Here is a 17874-nt window from a genome sequence, read left to right as displayed (position 1 = left end):
GCTTGTCGAAGAAGGCCCCCGTATAATTAGAGACAAATGATTCGGCAGAGGTCTAGTAGAGTGCAAAGAACTATGATGTATGGAGTAAATAGAACCAGCTATCTCATTTCTAAAAATAATAGGCTGAAGATCTTTGGCTTCGAAAGACTGGCCTCGAGATCTGACCACACCTCTGTAGACATAGTGGCCATAACCAGAGTTTAGGATCAAAGTAGTAAAAGATGCCCTGTGATTATGAATTATATCTCTGTCATTTGGGTTCATGGAGAGAAGGATTAGCCTTACACCAAGCCGTTCACTTCTGGCCAGGATAAGCCTTGCGAAGTGATCTGTTAGCTCCCATGCTGAATGGGTTAACGGAGGGTCTGATTCAGCACATTCGCATAGGAAAATCAGAACTGCCGACACATCCAAGGTGGAGTGGGTAATAGAGGCTATAGGAGGTTGATATGTTGCAATTTATAGTTGATAATATAGTCGCGATTATTTTTGGTCTTGCAACTGTAATACTATCCTTTGTCACCCTTAGGCTTAAGCTATCTGAGCACAAGGCTGTGGCAAGTCGGGTCGTTGGTGCTGGCAGACAGGTTTCTATGTTCTTAGACAGGGATGCGATGCTGGAGGAGATGCTTTCAATGTACGATAGGTCTAAGAGTGGGGATATGATTTGGGTCCAGTGTGTTGGGTGTGGAAACTATTCCTCTCGCGTCAGAACCAAAGTTTTGGAGGCGGCAGGAAAAGGAGTTAGCTTTCAAATAATTGTCAATAGTAGAGCTCCATCCGTAGGCCAGCTTAGATCAATCTTTGACCCGATTAATAGCGCCGAGGTTCTGGGATCTGAGGATAATACGATTAGAATTCAGGGGCTTTCGGATTCCGAGGTTATTATCGGTTTGCCTGGAGTGGACTCGTATACTGGAATACGCATAGTTGATAGGCATATAGTTTCACTGTTTCGAAATTGGTTCGACAAAAGGGTACTCCAGGTTCGCCAGGAAGGAGGTGTCAAAGATGGCGGAGCCATAAAACCGCGAACTGTTTTGCCATCCTGAGAACGTGGACATAGCTCTGTTCGGAGAGATTCGAGGCTGGCTGGCCTTCCTATTTGCGGCGCTGGGCGGGTCCTTGGCACTTCGCTCCTATCTCGCTGGTCAGCGGCAACGGCGGTTGGAGAACAGCTTCCGCATGGTTCAGCTGTTCCACGACTCGCTACGTCCGACAGACCTGGAGAGATGGGAAGAGCTATTCCATGCTAGTTCCGAGCCCGCAGGAGCCAGTGAGGGCCACTTCGTCGTCATGGAAGGAGCAGATCGAATGGAGCGTCCATTCAGCGACCTGTTCACCGAAGGACCGTATGATGAGGGAGCAGTAGAAAGGATGGCTGAAGTGTTCGACCTCATTGGATACGAGTTCAGAAGAGGGACTATCGACCTGCGCTCGATCTATTTTCAACTCGGACAGTTGATGGATACCGTTTACTCTTGGCTCAACTCCGTCAAACTGCATCGAGACCGGGCGAGCCTCGTTGAGAGACTGTACCCTCACTACCATCGGCTATACGTTGACGGCGAGCTAGATCAAAAGTGGCCCAGAAAGACATACGCGCACATCGGCTAGCTAGCTCACTGCCGGAATCCGACGAAGGGCACCTGCGTTCTCGGCTCGTCTGAGCGTCGGCGCCACTTTAGCATCGTCCCGCCCTTGTGTCCTTCGCGCTTGAGAGACTCTCTGTGATCTCAGCACGGAGTAGTCCCCCTCAAAAATCCAGCGTGTAGCTCAGCACTGAGAGCAGGGCGCCCTCAGCGCTGCGGTCTTGCCTATCCAACCCCTGCCTCTTTCGCCCCGTGTCCCGCTACCTCCTAGCGCTGCTCGCGCTCGCGCTTCCACTCGGCGTCTGGTCTCAACCCGTTTCCGGCGACCGCGTCGAGGAGGTCGCGGAGCTTGCCATCGGCGACACGTTTCTGCTCCAGTCCGAGGTGTTGGGCGAAGCACGACGGGTGAACGTGTACGCCCCGGCGAGCTACCACGCCTCGGACACGCTCCGCCTGCCGGTGCTCTACATGCCCGACGGCGGGATCGGGGAAGACTTCCTCCACATCGCGGGGCTTGTCCAGATCTCATCGCTCAACGGGACGATGCGCCCCCACCTCCTGGTCGGCATCGAGAACACGGAGCGCCGCCGCGACCTCACAGGCCCTACCACGGTCGCGTCCGATCGAGACATCGCCCCGCGGGTGGGCGGATCGGCGGCCTTCCGCGCGTTTCTCCGCGACGAGCTGATGCCCGTCATCGAGGCGTCGTACCGGACAACCGGAGAGACGGCCCTCGTGGGCGAGTCGCTCGCGGGACTGTTCGTCGTCGAGACCCTGCTCCGCACGCCGGATCTGTTCGACACCTACATCGCTGTCGACCCGAGCCTGTGGTGGGACGAGGAGCGCCTCGCGAACGACGCCGTGGAGGTGCTGACGGACGCCGTGGACCTCGACGCCACGCTGTACCTCGCCGCGAGTGGGCAGCCGGAACTCGCGGCGCTCACGGAGCGCATGGCGGCGGCGTTGGCCGAGGCCGCTCCGCCCGGGCTGACGCTGCACCACCGCGCATGGCCCGAGGAGCACCACTGGACAGTCTACCATCCGGCCGCGCTCGCGGCGTTCCGCACGGTCTTCGCCCCGCCCTTCGACGACTAAAGGTCCCGCCGAGCGGCAGGCGGTGCGACATGAACCCTCCGCCTCAAGCCGGGTACCACCCTGCCCATCCAGAGAACGCCATGGTACACCTTTCCCTCTCCGAGTCCGACCTCCGCGCGCTGCTCAAGCAGGCGCTCGCAGAGGCGCTGGACGAACGCCGCGACCTCCTGCACGACGTGCTGACGGAGGTGCTCGAAGACATCGGGCTCGCCGAGGCGATCCGCGAGGGGCGCGACACCGAGCGTGTCAGCCGCGACGCCGTCTTCGCCGCGCTGGACGAGACACCGTGACGGTCACGTTCCGCAAGAGCTTTCTGCGCGACCTCAAGAAGCTCCGGGATGCGCGCGTTCACAGTCAGGTACGCGCCGTGATCGAGGCTATCGAGGACGCCGACGCGCTCGCGGACGTACCGAGCGTGCGCAAGATGAGCGGGGCCGACGGGTACTATCGCGTCCGCATCGGCGACTACCGCATCGGGCTGGCGGTCGAGGGCGACAAGGTCGAGTTCGTGCGGGTGCTCCACCGGAAGGAAATTTATCGCTACTTCCCGTGAGCGTGAGGTTCCCTGCCGTTTGCTATCGGCGACCGCAGCGCGAGCCTCGCAACGTCAGTCCAGGTCGTAGTAGCCGCTCGGGTCTACAGGCTCGCCGTCGCGGAGGACCTCGTAGTGCAGGTGCGGCCCCGTCGAGCGGCCGGTGTTGCCCGCGTAGCCGATCAGGTCGCCCTGCTCGACGGCCTGCCCGTCCTCGACGGCGAAGCGCGACAGGTGCGAGTAGCGCGAGGTGTACGTCTCGCTGTGCGTCAGGACGATGTTGAGGCCGTAGCTCTGCGGCTCGTCGCGAAGTTCGACGGTGCCCGGGCCGGTCGCGTAGATCGGGGTCCCCTCCGGCACCACGAAGTCGACGCCGCGGTGCACCTGCTGCGTGGTGCGCCAGATCTTGCCCACCTGGCCGAACTCGGCGGAGACGCGCACGAGGTGCTCTTTCGCGAAGGGCAGTGCGGACGGCTGCTGCGCGCTCGCGTTGAACGAGAGCGCGACGAAGAGAAGGGCCACGAAGGCGGAGGAGGCGTAGGTCATGCGTCGAAGAAGCGTGGTGTGAGGCGAAGCGGCAGAGCGGGCGCGGCGCTGGACCCGGCGTAACCCGCGCGTGCCGCCGAAGTCAGCGAGGGCCGCAGCGTAGGCGTCCTCAAACGGGTCGCCGTGGGCCAGCCGCGTTTCGGTGAGGCAGCAGACGTGGTCCACGAGGTCGTCGAGGAGCGGGACGTAGAGCAGCCCCCGCCGCTTGAGATCGGCGACGATGTGGGCGACCTGCGCGTCGGTGAGCGTGGCGGCGGGCGGTACCGTGGAAGAGTGCACAGCGAGGAGAACTAGGAGGTGGAGGGGGCAGGCGGCGGCAGCGGCGCGAGCACGGCGCGCATCGTCTCGACGAACGCCTCGAAGGCGCGGACCTGCTCGGCGGCGGCGGCGCGGCCCTCGGCGGTGACGTGGTAGTACTTCCGCTGCCGGCCGTTCACCCGCGCCGTCTCCACGTCGAGCAAACCCGCCGCGACGAGCTTGTGGAGGAGCGGGTAGAGCGCGCCCTCGCTGATGGTCAGCGCGCCGTCGGTGCGGTCGCGGACGTGCTGGGTGAGTTCGTAGCCGTACATGCGCCCGCGCTCGGCGAGCAGCCGGAGCACCACCGTCTGGAGCGTGCCCCGGAAGAGTTGCGTCGTATCCATGCGAGAGTATACATCGAACTCCGATGCATACGCAACAGAGGCATTGCGATTGGCGCGCTGTGCTGGGGCGGCTCCCCCCGTCCTGCGTCGCCTCCGTTCTGACGAACTCCGCTCCTCGGACTGTCCCCCTCACCCGCGAGGGGGACAGCTTGACCGCCGTCCAGGCGTGTCAAGCGGGGGGAGCCCCAGCCGAGCACGGAACCCGTCTGCCCTACCGCCCCGGTTGCCCGGTTGGCAGTCCTCCTGCACCGGCGCGGGCCTCGGCGACGAGACGCAGCGCGTGGCCGTTGAGGAGCGCTTGGGACGCAGCAGCCGTCGCGGGGAAGGCGGCGCGGGCCGTCTCGCTGGCATCGTCCAACCAGGCCGCGAGCCGGTCAGGAAAGAGCGGGTGCCCGTCGAAGTCCGTGATGCCGGGGGCGCCGCCCTCGCGCAGGAGCACGTCGCCGGCGGCGCAGTCCCAGAGCGAGAGACCCGAGTGCAGCGTCGTGTCGAGCAGCCCGGCGGCGACGTAGGCGAAGCTCATGCACGCGCTGCGGAGGTAGCGCCACGTCTGGCGCGGCACGCCGAGGCGGTCGGCGGCGGCCACGAGCGCGTAGGTGCCCGGCCCCGTCACGTCGAAGAGCGCATCACGGGTTGGCACATGCGCGTTTGGCTGCATCGGCACGGGCGCGCGGTCGGCGATCTGCATCGTCGTGCCAAGGCCCGTCGCCCCGGCAAACGTCTGCTGGTTGGCCGGGCAGTGCGTCGTGCCGACGGTCGGCACGAGGTCCTCGCAGAAGGCAATGCTGACGGCGTACATCGGTAGGCCGCGCTGGTAGTTCAGCGTCCCGTCGATGGGGTCGACGACCCACAGCCGCGTGCGGGCCGCGTCGGGGTCGCCTTCGAGGCCATCCTCTTCGCCGAGGATCGGCTCGCCGGGGTAGGCTGCCGCGAGGCGTTCGCGCACGAGCGCTTCGGCGCGGCGGTCGTACTCCGTCGCCACGTCGAAGCGGTCCGCCGTCTTCGCCGTCCCGGTAGTACGCCCCCAGCCGTCGAGCGTCAGCGCGCCCACCTCCACGGCAAGGTCGCGGACGAAGGCAAGACGGGCAGCGCGGTCGGTCATGGGGACGTGTGGACGTGTGCAGGTGCGGACGTATGAACGAGAGAAAGCTCGCGGCGCGGTGGCCTGCACGTTCACACGTTCAAACCCCCACACCTTGATACATCACCCGCCCTGCTCGCGCATCGCTTGAAGGAGGGCCATCGTCTCGGCAGAGAGCGTGTCCGACGCCTCGAATTCCTCCGGGGCACCGGAGAGGTGCTCGGGTGCGGCCTTGACGACGCGCTTGATCGTCGCGTGGAGTTCGCCGCCCCTCACGAACGCGCCGGCGGCGTTGGGGTGACCGCCGCCCTTGAAGCGCGCGGCCCAGCCGTTGATCGGGCAGTCGCCCTTGGAGCGGAACGACGCTTTCACACCGCCCTTGACCTCGCGGAAGATCACGGCGGCCTCCACTCCGTCGAGGCTGAGCGCGTACTGCACGAACGGCTCTGAGGCGTCCATCGGCGCGCCGGTCTCGTCGAGCATCTGCTGGGCGACGTAGAGCGTGGCGAGGCGGCCGTCGTAGTGCGTGCGGATCGTCTTGAGGGCGAGGCTCAGGAGGCGCAGGTCCTCGCGCTGGACGCCGTCGTAGATCGCGATGTGGATCGGCTCGGGCGTGATGCCGCCGCGCTCCATCAGGTCGGCGACGATGCGGTGCGTGCTCGGGCGCGTCGCGCCAAAGCGGAACGAGCCCGTGTCCGTGACGATGCCCGTGTAGAGCGCCGTCGCGATGCCGGTGTCGATGGCCGATACGTCGTGCGCGGCGATGAGGTCGTAGATCAGCTCCGCCGTCGAGGCCGCCTCGGTGCGGACGTAGCTCTGGTCGAACCACGACTCCGGGCGCGGGTGGTGGTCGATGAGCACCTTCGTTGTCTTCGCGCCCTGGACGCTGTTGCCCATCCAGCCGAGCCGCTGCTTCGCGTTGGTGTCCACGACCGCGATCACGTCGGCCTCGGCGACGGCCTGCACGTGCGCCATGTCGCCGGTGTCGAACTGCACGACCTCGCCCAACTCGTCGAGGAGCCAGCCGAGGTTGCGCGGCGGCACGTCGGGGTTGAAGCAGTGGACGGTCTTGCCGAGGCCGCGCAGGAAGAGCGCGAGCCCCAGCGTCGAGCCGAGGGCGTCGCCGTCGGGGCGTAGGTGCGAGGTGATGACGACGCGCTCGGCGGCGAGCAGCGTGTCGCGGACCGTGGCGAGATCGCCAGGGACGGAGGCGGTGTTGGGCGTGGAAAGGGCGTCGGGCATGGGGAGGCACTTGGGAGAGACGAAGCGCCAAGGTACGGGCAGCATCACCTCCCGGGTCCGTTTGGATCGCACGGGACGCCTCGTGAGTTTGCGCGCGTGGCTCGGCTCTTCGGACGAGGCCTTGCGTACACTTCCCCCTTCAAACTTCCCCCACTTCTCACTTCCCCGCCGTGGCCCGCCGCTTCGTCCTCAAGCCCGACCCGACGCCCGACGCCCCAGCCACGCCGGAGGCCGCGCTGACGCTCGACTATGCCGGGGCGCTCAACGAGCAGCAGTACGCCGCCGCGACGGCCCCGGGCGGCCCGACGCTCATCGTAGCGGGCGCAGGGACGGGCAAGACGCGGACGCTTGTCTGGCGCGTGGCCTACCTCATCGAGACGGGCACGCCGCCGGAGCAGATCGTGCTGCTCACCTTCACGCGGCGCGCGGCACGCGAGATGCTCAACCGCGCCGCCGACCTCCTCGACGGGCGCGCGCAGCGGGTGCGTGGCGGCACCTTCCACAGCTTCTGCCTCCAGATCCTGCGCATCCACGCGGAGAAAATCGGCTACCCGAAGGGCTTCACGCTTCTCGACGCCACGGATAGTGCCGACGTGATCGACCTCATCCGCACGGAGCGCGGGCTGGGCTCGGGGCGCAAACGCTTCCCGAAGAAGCGCACGCTCCAGGCGATGTTCTCGGCGACGGCCAACCGCGCGCTGCGCCTCGACGAGGTCGTGGAGGCGAAGTACCCGCAGTTCCTCGTCCACCTCGACGACCTCGACGCGCTCCAGACGGCCTTCGCGGACTACAAGCGCCGCCACGGGCTGATGGACTACGACGACCTCCTCCTCCAGACGCAGCACCTCTTCCAGCAGCATCCCGACACCGCGCGGCACGTCTCGGCGGGCTGCCGCCACGTGTTGGTCGATGAGTACCAGGACACGAACCGGATGCAGGCCGACCTCGTCCGGCACTTCGCGGCCGTCCACGGCAACGTCACTGCCGTCGGCGACGACGCGCAGTCGATCTATCGGTTTAGGGGTGCCGACTTCCGCAACATCCTCGACTTCCCGACGCACTTCCCCGGCACGAAGCTCTACAAGCTGGAGGAGAACTACCGCTCGACGCAGCCCATCCTCGACCTCGCCAACCGGGTGCTGGAGCAGGCGCAGGAGAAGTACGAAAAGACACTCTTCACCGAGAAGCAGACCGGGGAACTGCCCGCGCTCGTGCAGGCCCCCGACGACGCGTGGCAGAGCAAGTTCGTCTGCCAGGTGGTCCTCGAAGAGCGCGAGGGTGGGACACCGCTCAACCGGATGGCCGTGCTGTTTCGCAGTGGCTACAACTCGTACGACCTCGAAACGGAGCTCAACCGGCGGCGCATCCCGTTCGTGAAGTTCGGCGGGCTGAAGCTCAACGAGGCCGCGCACGTGAAGGACGTGCTGGCGCACTTGCGCGTGGCCGAGAACCCCGCCGACGCCGTCGCCTGGAACCGCGTGCTGCGGCTGCTCGACGGCATCGGTCCGAAAACCGCCGCGCAGTTGGTCGAGTGGATCGCGCAGGCCGAGGACCCCTACACGCTCGACGCGCCGTTCGTGAGCCCGCGCTTCGTGGAGGAGATCAAGCGCCTCGCCGCGCTGCTGCAAGCGCTCCGGACCTCAGACGATGGCCTCCCCGTGCAACTGGAGACGTTGCTCGGCTACTACGAGCCCATCCTCGCGCGGACCTACACCGAGGACCACCCGAAGCGCCAGCAAGACCTCGACCACGTCGCGGGCCTCGCCGAGGGCTACGCCAGCCGCGGCGACTTCCTCGAAGCGCTCACGCTCGACCCTATCGACCTCACCGCGCTCGACGCCGAGGCTGCGCTGGACGACGAGCCGCCGCTCGTCCTCTCGACGATTCACTCCGCGAAAGGCCTGGAGTTCGACAGCGTGTTCCTGATCCAGGCGCTCGACGGCGTGATCCCGTCGCAGTACAGCCTCGGCTCCGACGCCGAGATCGACGAGGAACTGCGGCTGCTCTACGTGGCGGTCACGCGCGCGGAGCGGCAGCTTTTCGTGAGCTACCCCATGCTCCAGCGTCGCCGCCGCACCGGCGACTTCTTCGCCCGCCCCACCCGCTTCCTCGACGGTCTGCCTGAGACGGTTCTGGAGCCGTGGACGCTGGTCCAAGACCACCAGGGCCCGGAGCAAAACACGCCGCCGAAGCAGCTTCCCGAAGGCTCCGAGGACACGCCGAAGCAACTGGGCACCGGCGAATGAAGGCGGTCTATTCCGCAGCGGACGTGACGCGCACGTCGCCGACGGACTCGACGACGTTCCAGAGCTCCGATTTGTAGATCGCGCGCGAGGCCTCGGTGCGGGCCATCATCGTCTCGACCTCGGCGGCGGAGGCGTCGTGGGCGCGGCGCATGAGTGGCTCGTCGACGGGCTCGGCGTAGTCGCCCAGGTCGGTGTAGTAGTCGATGGTGAGGTAGTTGTAGTTCACCGCGGTGCCGGCGGGCAGCACGAGGCGGTAGACGGCCCAGCCGCTCAGCGTTTCCTGATCGATGCGCGCCTGGTGGATCGGCCCCCAGACGTCCTGCTCGGTGGCCTCGTACTCCGCCGTCGCGGTGGGCGGGGCCATCATGAAGTTGAGCACCTCGTAGCGCGCCGCCTCGGGCCGGTTGGCGCCGCCCTCGCCGACGGTGGCCACGAGCTCCCAGACCTCGGTGTGGAGGATGTCGCGCGAGTCGAGCGTGCGGTCCATCATCACCTCGGTATCCGCGTCCGGGTGCGCCTTCGCCACGATGCTGCCCGGGATGGCGCTTTCGAGCTGCGCGAAGTCGTCGAAGATCGTGAAGGCGAGGTAGTTGTAGGCACTCGTCGTGGCAGCGAGGCGCGCTTCGAGGACGGCCCAGTCTTGGATGAGGCCTGCGCGGACGCGCTCCTGGTGGATCGGCTTCCAGATCTCACGCTCGACGGCGAGGTAGTCGGTTTCGCCACCCTCCGGCACGGCCACGTAGTCGATCTGGACAAAGACGCGGTCGGTGGACTGGGCGACAGCAGGGAGCGTCCATCCCGCGACGAGAATTACGAAGAGGAGGAGAGAGAGTCGATCCTGCATGGTCTTCTCGGGGATGTCCGGCGTACGCGGGACGCCTACGACCGGAAGGCGGAAAGAACGGCGGGGCGGCGCTCGGACGCGGACCCTTTGTACTACATAGCTATGCAGACCCAATAAAGTCAAATAGCTAACCAGTGCTACCTCCTTCCAATTTGATTCACCGTGCAGTATGTGCGGCCCTGGGCCCTCGTGCCCCTGCATTGATGGACCTCATTGCGGATCTTTAGGCCGCGAGCGTGCCGCCTCCCCCTTCAAGACAGGCGGTTACGCGCTGCAACGTGCTCCACCCATTCGACTAGCCCGACGAGCCTGATGAACCGATCGCCTCTCTCCTTCCTGCCCTGTGTCTTGATCCTGTCGTTCGGCCTCCTTGTGGGCTGCGCGCAGGGTACCGATGCCGACACCGCCGCCGACGCACCCACCGCCACGCCTCCGGGCATCACGTATGCCGACGCCGTCGTGTGGGCCGTCAACGTGGGCGGCGAGGCGTACGAGGGCGTTGACGGCGTGGCGTACCTCGCCGACGAGGCCCTCGTTCAGGGCACCGCGGCCACCATCGACACGACGCTCGGCAGCCAGGACGGCCTCCTCTACCGCACCTACCGCACCGGCGACCTCGCCGTGGCGCACCCGCTCCCCGACGGCTTCTACGACGTCACGTTCCACTTCTCCGAGCCTGAGGACGAGCCCGTCGGCAGCCGCGTGTTCCTCGTTCGCGCCGAGGACGCCCTCGTCATCGACAGCCTCGACGTGCGCAAGGCGCGCGACGAGAAGCACCACTCGGCCCTGACCCGCACGGCCCAGAACGTCCAGGTGACCGACGGCCAACTCGACATTGCCTTCGAGCCCGTGGTGAGCGAACCGATCCTGAGCGCGATCGTCGTGCGCCAGCGGCAGGAGGACCAGCGCACCTGGACGCTCGCCTGGGAGGACAACTTCGACGGCGTCGGCGCACCGGACTCGACGCGGTGGTCCTACAACGTCTGGCCCGCCCGCAAGGTCAACGACGAGGACCAGGCCTACACGGACCGCCTCAAGAACGTCCGCCAGGAGGACGGGGTGCTCGTCATCGAGGCGCACAAGGAACAGTACGACAACGCCGAGTACACGTCCGGCCGCATCCACACCGAGGGCAAGGGTGACCTCCTCTACGGCCGTGTGGAGGTGAGCGCACGCGTGCCCGCCGGGCAGGGCACCTGGGCCGCTGTCTGGATGCTCCCGACGGACCCCTACCGCTACGCCACCACCTGCGAAGCCCCCGACGACTGGCAGGGCAGCCCCACCTGCGACGCGTGGCCCAACTCCGGCGAGATCGACATCCTGGAGCACGTCGGCTACGACATGAACCACGTCCACGGCACCGTCCACAACAAGGCCTACTACTGGCGCAACTGGGAGCAACGCAAGGGCAGCATCGAGACCGTCGACGCCGAGGGCGACTTCCACGTCTACGCGCTCGAATGGACGCCCGAGCGCATCGACATCTTCTTCGACGGGACGCGCTACTTCACCTACATGAACGAGGGCACCGGCTGGCGCGCGTGGCCCTACGACCACCCGTACAACATCATCCTCAACCTCGCCATCGGCGGGGCGTGGGGCCGCGCCGGCGGGCCGATCGACGACAGCATCTTCCCCGTGCGCATGGAGGTCGACTACGTGCGCGTCTACGAGTCGACGGACATCCTGCCCGACGACGTGGCTACGCTCGACGCGGCGCGGCGCTAGGCGAGGCCTGCACCGCGCGGGGGCTCCCGGTGGGTCCCCATGACCGATGAGACCAAACGGCAGGGCGAGAGCGCGTCGGTAGCGCCCTCGCCCTGTTGCGTACCCGGAGGGGGACTCGATACCTATTCGCCTAAATACCTATTCGCTTTGCCTATGCAATGTGCCGACACCATACCAGGTACAGGCTAGGGTAATAACCTCTTGATCTGAGTTACTTCTCGCAGGACAGTCTTCGAGTCCGCTGAGACCAAGGTCTGCTGACTCAGGCTCTCTATTGGATGACGTTCGTCAGCTCGAACATCGGGAGATAGATCGCCACGAGGATTGCACCGACGATGATACCGAGCACGACGACCAAGAGCGGCTCAATCACCGAGGCAAGGGCCTCTACTGCTGCATCGACCTCAGCTTCGTAGTGCCGCGCGACATGCAGGAGCATCTCGCTCAGACGCGCCGTCTCCTCCCCCACGCTCACCATCTGGACCACCATCGGCGGAAAGAACGACGCACGCGCCATCGGAGCGGCCAGCGAGGTACCGCGCACGACACGGCGGCGCATCTCGGCGGTTGCCTCGCGGGCGAGCAGACTCTCCGACGAGGTCGCGGTTACGCGGAGAGCCTCGTCAAGCGCCACGCCTGATTCAACGAGCGTCCCCAGGGTGCGGCAAACGCGCGCTGTCAACCCTTTTGCATAGAGCGGACCTAACACGGGCAACCGTAGACGAACCTGCTCCGCTGCACGCTGGACCCGCGGATCCCGGCGCAGTCCCCGAGCAAGCACAACCACTCCGACCAATGCGAGGAGCACGATCCAGCCATAGGCCTGGAGAGCGTCCGTAACACCGAGCACGATGCGCGTTGGGAGAGGTAGCTCAGCTCCGAAGTCCGAGAACATGTCCGCGAAGGTGGGGACGATCGCGGTGAGAAGAAACGCCACCGTTGCCAACGCGACGGCGAGGACGATCGCCGGGTACATCATCGCCATACGGACCTTGCGACGCAGCGCCTCCGCCTTCTCTAGGTGGTCAGCTAGACGAAGAAGCACAGCGTCGAGTGCGCCTGCGACTTCGCCTTCGCGGACGAGCTGGCCAAAGAGCGGGCTGAAGACCTTGGGGTGACGTTCTAGACTCGCCGCAAACGGTTGACCACGCTCCACCCGACGAGCTACGTCAGAGAGGACAGCACCGAGACGATCATGGTCTGATTGACGGGCGGTCGTGCGGAGCGCATCGACAAGCGGAAGGCGCGCGGCTACCATGACCGCGAGGCTACGCGTTGCGTCAGCGAGCGCACGGGTTGGGACCCTGCGGCCTAGTAGAGTGCGCAGTGAGCCCTCTCCTCCCTTCTGGGCACGACCTTGCCTGCGACTTCGGCGTAAGGCAGGAGGAAGATCATGCATGTGAATCCGCGTCAGGTGACGTGCGGAAGTTCGTGCAGGCTACCCCACCAGCCAAGCCACTACCCTCGAACTGAGTCGCTCGCAACGGAGGCGATCACGCCCCGCTCGTCGGCCATCGCTGAGGGTGTCGCGATACGCTCTGGGCCTTCACGATCGTCGTATCCGTACCCGATACAAACGTCAGCTGGACGGTTGTGAGCACAGGCTTTGTGAGCGCTTCTGCACCGCGCAACGGGCGGAGCATCCCGTCATTACCTCGTTGAGCACGCTCCATTGCAGCTTGTGTCAGTATAAGTGCATCAGTATGTGTCGGGCGCGCGTTGCGGAGCCAGGTTGAATCCGTACGCGTGTAGGACGTGACAACGCTGTCTGCACCAACGAGTACGAGGGTGTGGTCAGACGTCAGTCGCTGGGGCTCTGCCCCAACATCAGTGACGCCATCGGGACTCAGGAGCACTACGGACTGGGCGCGGCGCAGGTCTGTCGTTAGACGCTGCTGAATGAGGTGCACGTCGTTCGTCGCGGCAAATTGGTTCTGCCACGCAGACACCTGGCGTGCTGCAACGAGATACACGGCAAAGACGGCCACGGCGATCACCGCAACGAGCGCAAGCGCGATGACGCCTTCGATGAGGGTATATCCCCCCTCGTCCCTACTTACTGAGGAAGACATGACAGACCGGCTCGGAGACTTTGTGGTCACAGGGTCAGGGAGCTAAACGAGCCGTTCGGAGCGTGACCAGCGGTGTTGGCCGATCGCGACGGTAGACAGCGACCGTCACGAGAGCCAGGTCGCCCTCGAATGCAACAGAGCGTTCCAGTGTCCAGGCCGCATCCGATGTTCGGGTAGTCGCGTCCTCGAAATCTTCCGTGGCGATGGTCTCCTCCAGATAGGCTTGCGCTAAGGCAAGCGCTTCAGCTTGGTGAGCCGTGCGAGGCTGCGTCGTGAGGAAGACGAGGAACATCGCCGCAGGGACTAAGACCGTGAGCAGGAGCGCGACTGCCACAGCCGACTCGGCAAGCGTGTGACCCGCCTCGTTACCAGAGACGCGGGAACGTCGTCTTGGAAGGCTTCGCTCAAACATCGGTGCGAGCTATCGTGATCTGCTCCTGCCAGGAGACGACTTCATAGCGCGGCTCGTCCGTGCGGCGCAGCGACGGAGGTGCATCGAAGCCAATGGGCAGGACGAATGATTCAGGCCGCGCTAGGCGGTTTAGTGTGCCTGCGCGGAGCCAGTTGATGTAGGTGGCCGGGGCTTCGTAGAAGTAGAGCTGACGCGTCAGCAGCGTGCCGTCCAGGCGGGCCGACGTCTCCGTGCGGGTGTTGGCATAGACCGCGCCACGGATGCGCGCTTCCTCTTCGAGTTGCACGGACGCTCCTTGTCCTGCCGCGACACCTCCTAGCGCGGGGTAGAGCAGCGTGCCGTCCGCCGACGCCGACGCCACCACGAGGCCCTGCGGCGCGTCAGACCGCACGCCCTCCTCCTCCACCTCTGCGTCCACACTTCCCGTTTGCGTGCGGCCTGCGTCTGCCTGAGCACCGTCCTGCCCTTCCACGTAGACGACCGACGGATACGCCAGACGGCAGCGGCCATCGAGACGCACGCCATCGCGCGCGAGCAGTTGGCCTGAGAAGTTGGCACCGTTCGCGGCGATAGTGCGGGCATAGACGAGCAACTCCTGGCCCGTTACCTCGGGGTCGAACGTGAGATCACCTGTGACGGCCAGGGTGGAACCCGGTGCGAAGCGCAGCGGCCCCGTCAGCGTCAAATCGCCGTTCACGAGCAAGATGATGGGGCGACGCAGGAGGAGGCTGTCCTCGGGCGTGAGCGCTACACTTCCCCGACCGACCAAGACATGAAGCGAGTCCGTGAACAGCCCCTCGGCTGCGATGTCGCTCACGTTGGGGTCCAGGGCTGCCGGCCACGGGAATAGCGTGCCCTCCTCGTCGCGGCTGCCTGGCAGCGGGTCGCCTGCTACACGTAGGGCCTCAGTGAGGTATCCGTCCAGGCGATCCATCGTCTCATCGAACAGGCGTGAGGCAAAGCGCGGAAGCGGGTCCTCGTTTACCTGAACTGCCCCACCTTGAATTGATCCTTGAAACGGTCTTCCTCGGAGCGGAGCCGTGCGTATGCCCTGACTTCCCATCCGAACGCCACCCACGATGCGAGCCTCTTCCGTGAGCGTCAACGCAGAGAGTGTGTCCCCGAGTGCGAGCGCCTGGTCGAAGTGACGGGTCGGGGACTCTCCGAAACGCGTGCGGAGTGAGACTATGGCCCTGCCCACCTGAGCATCGGCGCGGATCTGCCAAAAGCCGCCGAGCGGACGCGCCCAGATGCGTGGCGCTGGGTCACGTGTCCGCTCACTCGCTCCGCGCGGTGCCGGGAATAGGATCGGGGCGAGGCTGTCTCCGACGGGCCGCCAGTCAGGGTCAACGTGGAGACGAGCGAGCGCCTGGTAGACGGCTGCCTCGGCCAAGTAAAGGGCCTCCGTGCGCTGAACGTCGCGCTGGACGAAGCGGTGCTGCGTGACAAAGAGCGCGAGGACGACCCCGACGAGCGTCGTCACGACGGCCGTCATCGCGAGGACTGTCACCAGGCCACTGCCGGATTCAGTCGTTGGTCTCTGGTCTTTGGTCCTTGGCAAACGCACAGATGGACTACTCAGGTGTCGTGGCTGTATCGCTTCGCGGGCAAGCTACGTGATCGCCGAGCGCCTCAGAGCACGAAGCAGACTGCTAGAGCGTCAGAGCAGCGACCCAGTCGAGTACGACCCCGAGGGGAAACGCGAGGTGAAGGAGGGTGCCGCCGAGGATGAATGGGGCAAAGGGGATGCGGCTGCGGCGGGTGAGACGTCCGGTGGCGAGTCCAGAGACGGCAACAATCGCCGCTAGAACAACCGCAAGGTAGAGCGCCCATAGCACGGACCACCCCAGGACAAGACCGAGAGGCACTGAGAGTTTCACGTCTCCCCACCCGAATCCGGGTGCGCTGAGCCAGACGGTACTTCCCAGGCGCAGCAACGTGAGCGTAGAGGCTGCTGTGAAGGCTGCTGAAAGCGGCCCCAGCGCCAAAGGCGGCGACACCCACACAGTAAGGGCAAACGCCGTGGCGGCCAGCGTCAGCGCGTTCGGGATCAGCCCCGACCGGAGGTCGAACGCTGCGGCGAGGCCGAGGAACGCGAGGAGGACCGGCAGCGCCGACAACGGCGGTACCAGTGCGCCGACAGCCATGCCCACGACGGCCGACGAGACCAGCATGGCTGGAGCATTGCGCCGTGCCCAGAGTGTCTGACTGCTCGACGCTTCCGCCCTGTCACCCTGCGGCGTCCCGGTACTCGCACAGGCATCGGTAGGCGCAGGCTCTCCCATGGGTCTGAGTAGACGTGGCCGAAGCAGGCACATGCAAAGCCGACTGGCCTTAATCCGCGACGCGCTGCGTGATGACGCCGGACTCTGTCACTTCCCACACGTTGAACGTGCCGTCGTTGTCGAAGTCCACGGTGGACGTAGCCGTGGCGACGTAGGCGGCGCGGTCTGCCGCTTCGATGGCGATCACGTAGCGTGCCGTGCCCCCCTCGTCCAGGAGTGGGACCTGCTCGAAGCCAATGGCGTCCAGCGACGGGCCGTAGCGGTCCATCTCGTAGTAGTGCGCCTGCTGAAAAGCATGCAGCGTCGAGAGCATCGTCTTGGCCTCGGCCATCTTGGCGCGCGAGGTCACGCCCATGAAGCGCGGTATCGCCAGGAGCGCGAGGATACCGATGATGACGATGGCGATGAGCAGTTCCGTGAGCGAATACCCCGCCTCTTCGTGAAGAGTGTTTCTGCTACGGGATACTCGCCGAAGGCTTAGGAGAAAAGACATGAATGCACGGCAAGATTAGCGAGGCAATACCGTGTTAGGTACGAGCCGCTCCACCTGTTGTCAAGCCTATATCCAGCCTGTCCATAGACGTTTGGCTGTCGAGACAAAGTAGAGGGTGCCGTTGCGGTAGACGGACACTCCAAGTTAGTCAACGGTCTTCTGCGAAGCCCCTTCCTCTATCACTTCACGTCCTTGCTAAGCATAGCTCAACAATCTGCACACAGCTACACAAGTATTCCCATCGAATAATTATCAATATTAATGAATATAATTTATGCTAGCTTTATATTTATAATTATGTATCTATTAAAATTTTTTTACTAATAAGTATCCCAGATTCTAAACTCGATGATTTACTTTTGGCCAAAGAGTAGACCACTCAATTAAGACTGCAATGATCCAGGATTACGTTTCATCGTATTCGCCAAGTTATTTCACCCTACCGGCCGAAACACAAAGACCACAAATGGTGCCGATGAAGATCGACCCAACTCTGCACCCAAGTCCTTTCTGATCTATTTACCTAACATTCTTTACCAGAATTTTTCTCCATAATTACAGCAGAAAATTATAATTCACATTTGTGAATTCTGCACGAGATTGATATTCCATGGGTTTATATTTTAATCTTAATTTTGTACGATAAGTAATACTAGATGTTCAGAACGATTAAGCTTAGACTATTCATAAAATATAGCATATCCATTGGCGGCGGATTTTGACACTAAAACACTATCTCCCCTATATATTTTTATATTATCATTATAGAATTCAAATATTATATTATACCCTATATATTCACACATAGTAATTCCCATATATTTATAAGTAATCAATTGTTCATTTTCATACAATCTTGTGCATTCCACATCCGAATCTTCTTCTCGAATTTCGTTGTAAACTCGAAAACTATTAATATCAAAAGGTATTATTTCATCTATGCTTATTTTCACAGGATCTGATATGTTGTGATAATTTAATCGATCATAAATTTCAGATGACACATAGGAATTATCCCTGCGACATCCTGCTACCAAAAATACTATCGAAAATACTATCATAGTA

The 17874-nt window shown here is 63.5% G+C and carries 18 protein-coding genes; 7 read left to right on the top strand and 11 right to left on the bottom strand.

The features are described 5' to 3' along the window. Window positions 1-449 precede the first annotated feature (449 nt). The 5 genes from AAFU51_06040 to AAFU51_06020 all read left to right on the top strand — a co-directional run bounded on the left by AAFU51_06040 (window position 450) and on the right by AAFU51_06020 (window position 3240). Entirely contained in the window at window positions 450-1052 is a 603-nt protein-coding gene (locus AAFU51_06040; GenBank protein MEO1570810.1) for a hypothetical protein, read from the top strand. 4 nt (window positions 1053-1056) lie between these two features. Continuing rightward, complete coding sequence (locus tag AAFU51_06035; protein MEO1570809.1) at window positions 1057-1617, top strand: hypothetical protein; 561 nt, start codon at window positions 1057-1059, stop codon at window positions 1615-1617. Between the two features lie 227 nt (window positions 1618-1844). Further along, window positions 1845-2687: an alpha/beta hydrolase-fold protein gene (locus AAFU51_06030; GenBank protein MEO1570808.1), complete on the top strand. Its 843-nt coding sequence runs from the start codon at window positions 1845-1847 to the stop codon at window positions 2685-2687. A gap of 80 nt (window positions 2688-2767) precedes the next feature. Next, window positions 2768-2977, top strand: a complete 210-nt coding sequence (locus AAFU51_06025) for a hypothetical protein (protein ID MEO1570807.1) — start codon at window positions 2768-2770, stop codon at window positions 2975-2977. Further along, a complete protein-coding gene (locus tag AAFU51_06020) occupies window positions 2974-3240 on the top strand; it encodes a type II toxin-antitoxin system RelE/ParE family toxin (protein ID MEO1570806.1) in 267 nt (88 codons plus the stop codon). Before AAFU51_06025 ends, AAFU51_06020 begins: the two co-directional genes overlap by 4 nt. A 54-nt stretch (window positions 3241-3294) precedes the next feature. Here the strand turns inward: AAFU51_06020 and AAFU51_06015 are convergent, their stop codons facing one another. From AAFU51_06015 to AAFU51_06000, 4 genes are all read right to left on the bottom strand, one after another. Continuing rightward, entirely contained in the window at window positions 3295-4044 is a 750-nt protein-coding gene (locus AAFU51_06015; GenBank protein MEO1570805.1) for a M23 family metallopeptidase, read from the bottom strand. Between the two features lie 11 nt (window positions 4045-4055). Beyond that, window positions 4056-4406, bottom strand: a complete 351-nt coding sequence (locus tag AAFU51_06010) for a PadR family transcriptional regulator (protein MEO1570804.1) — start codon at window positions 4404-4406, stop codon at window positions 4056-4058. A gap of 211 nt (window positions 4407-4617) precedes the next feature. After that, window positions 4618-5508: an inositol monophosphatase gene (locus AAFU51_06005; GenBank protein MEO1570803.1), complete on the bottom strand. Its 891-nt coding sequence runs from the start codon at window positions 5506-5508 to the stop codon at window positions 4618-4620. Between the two features lie 102 nt (window positions 5509-5610). Then, window positions 5611-6729, bottom strand: a complete 1119-nt coding sequence (locus AAFU51_06000) for a bifunctional oligoribonuclease/PAP phosphatase NrnA (protein MEO1570802.1) — start codon at window positions 6727-6729, stop codon at window positions 5611-5613. A 170-nt stretch (window positions 6730-6899) separates the two neighbouring features. Between AAFU51_06000 and AAFU51_05995 the strand changes: the two genes are divergently transcribed. Continuing rightward, window positions 6900-8975, top strand: coding sequence for an ATP-dependent helicase (locus AAFU51_05995; GenBank protein MEO1570801.1), 2076 nt, complete (start codon window positions 6900-6902; stop codon window positions 8973-8975). Between the two features lie 7 nt (window positions 8976-8982). Here the strand turns inward: AAFU51_05995 and AAFU51_05990 are convergent, their stop codons facing one another. Further along, window positions 8983-9819 (bottom strand): hypothetical protein, encoded by an 837-nt coding sequence (locus tag AAFU51_05990; protein MEO1570800.1) that lies wholly within the window; start codon window positions 9817-9819, stop codon window positions 8983-8985. Window positions 9820-10131: 312 nt separating this feature from the next. Between AAFU51_05990 and AAFU51_05985 the strand changes: the two genes are divergently transcribed. Then, the gene (locus tag AAFU51_05985; protein MEO1570799.1) at window positions 10132-11547 is read left to right on the top strand and encodes a family 16 glycosylhydrolase; all 1416 of its coding nucleotides are present in this window, start codon (window positions 10132-10134) and stop codon (window positions 11545-11547) included. Between the two features lie 271 nt (window positions 11548-11818). On the opposite strand, the gene AAFU51_05980 is transcribed toward AAFU51_05985, so the two are convergent. The 6 genes from AAFU51_05980 to AAFU51_05955 form a co-directional block, all read right to left on the bottom strand. Next, entirely contained in the window at window positions 11819-12946 is a 1128-nt protein-coding gene (locus AAFU51_05980) for a type II secretion system F family protein (protein MEO1570798.1), read from the bottom strand. A gap of 707 nt (window positions 12947-13653) precedes the next feature. Then, window positions 13654-13953: a hypothetical protein gene (locus AAFU51_05975; protein ID MEO1570797.1), complete on the bottom strand. Its 300-nt coding sequence runs from the start codon at window positions 13951-13953 to the stop codon at window positions 13654-13656. A gap of 70 nt (window positions 13954-14023) precedes the next feature. Next, the gene (locus AAFU51_05970) at window positions 14024-15541 is read right to left on the bottom strand and encodes a hypothetical protein (GenBank protein ID MEO1570796.1); all 1518 of its coding nucleotides are present in this window, start codon (window positions 15539-15541) and stop codon (window positions 14024-14026) included. 142 nt (window positions 15542-15683) lie between these two features. Then, on the bottom strand, window positions 15684-16205 hold the full coding sequence (locus tag AAFU51_05965) for a prepilin peptidase (GenBank protein MEO1570795.1): 522 nt from the start codon (window positions 16203-16205) through the stop codon (window positions 15684-15686). A 160-nt stretch (window positions 16206-16365) separates the two neighbouring features. Further along, window positions 16366-16809 (bottom strand): type IV pilin protein, encoded by a 444-nt coding sequence (locus AAFU51_05960; protein ID MEO1570794.1) that lies wholly within the window; start codon window positions 16807-16809, stop codon window positions 16366-16368. Window positions 16810-17489: 680 nt separating this feature from the next. Further along, window positions 17490-17870: a hypothetical protein gene (locus AAFU51_05955; protein ID MEO1570793.1), complete on the bottom strand. Its 381-nt coding sequence runs from the start codon at window positions 17868-17870 to the stop codon at window positions 17490-17492. Window positions 17871-17874 lie beyond the last annotated feature (4 nt).

The sequence above is a fragment of the Bacteroidota bacterium genome, from assembly GCA_039821555.1.
Taxonomy (GTDB): domain Bacteria; phylum Bacteroidota; class Rhodothermia; order Rhodothermales; family Rubricoccaceae; genus JBCBEX01.
Note: the sequence above shows the minus strand (reverse complement) of the source record. Positions and strands in the feature narration are given on the sequence as shown.

Coding starts and splice junctions, on each gene's coding strand:
- AAFU51_06040 (MEO1570810.1), top strand. CDS start 450: ATGTTGCAATTTATAGTTGATAATATAGTCGCGATTATTTTTGGTCTT.
- AAFU51_06025 (MEO1570807.1), top strand. CDS start 2,768: ATGGTACACCTTTCCCTCTCCGAGTCCGACCTCCGCGCGCTGCTCAAG.
- AAFU51_06010 (MEO1570804.1), bottom strand. CDS start 4,406: ATGGATACGACGCAACTCTTCCGGGGCACGCTCCAGACGGTGGTGCTC.
- AAFU51_06005 (MEO1570803.1), bottom strand. CDS start 5,508: ATGACCGACCGCGCTGCCCGTCTTGCCTTCGTCCGCGACCTTGCCGTG.
- AAFU51_06000 (MEO1570802.1), bottom strand. CDS start 6,729: ATGCCCGACGCCCTTTCCACGCCCAACACCGCCTCCGTCCCTGGCGAT.
- AAFU51_05990 (MEO1570800.1), bottom strand. CDS start 9,819: ATGCAGGATCGACTCTCTCTCCTCCTCTTCGTAATTCTCGTCGCGGGA.
- AAFU51_05985 (MEO1570799.1), top strand. CDS start 10,132: ATGAACCGATCGCCTCTCTCCTTCCTGCCCTGTGTCTTGATCCTGTCG.
- AAFU51_05980 (MEO1570798.1), bottom strand. CDS start 12,946: ATGCATGATCTTCCTCCTGCCTTACGCCGAAGTCGCAGGCAAGGTCGT.
- AAFU51_05965 (MEO1570795.1), bottom strand. CDS start 16,205: ATGCTGGTCTCGTCGGCCGTCGTGGGCATGGCTGTCGGCGCACTGGTA.
- AAFU51_05960 (MEO1570794.1), bottom strand. CDS start 16,809: ATGTCTTTTCTCCTAAGCCTTCGGCGAGTATCCCGTAGCAGAAACACT.
- AAFU51_05955 (MEO1570793.1), bottom strand. CDS start 17,870: ATGATAGTATTTTCGATAGTATTTTTGGTAGCAGGATGTCGCAGGGAT.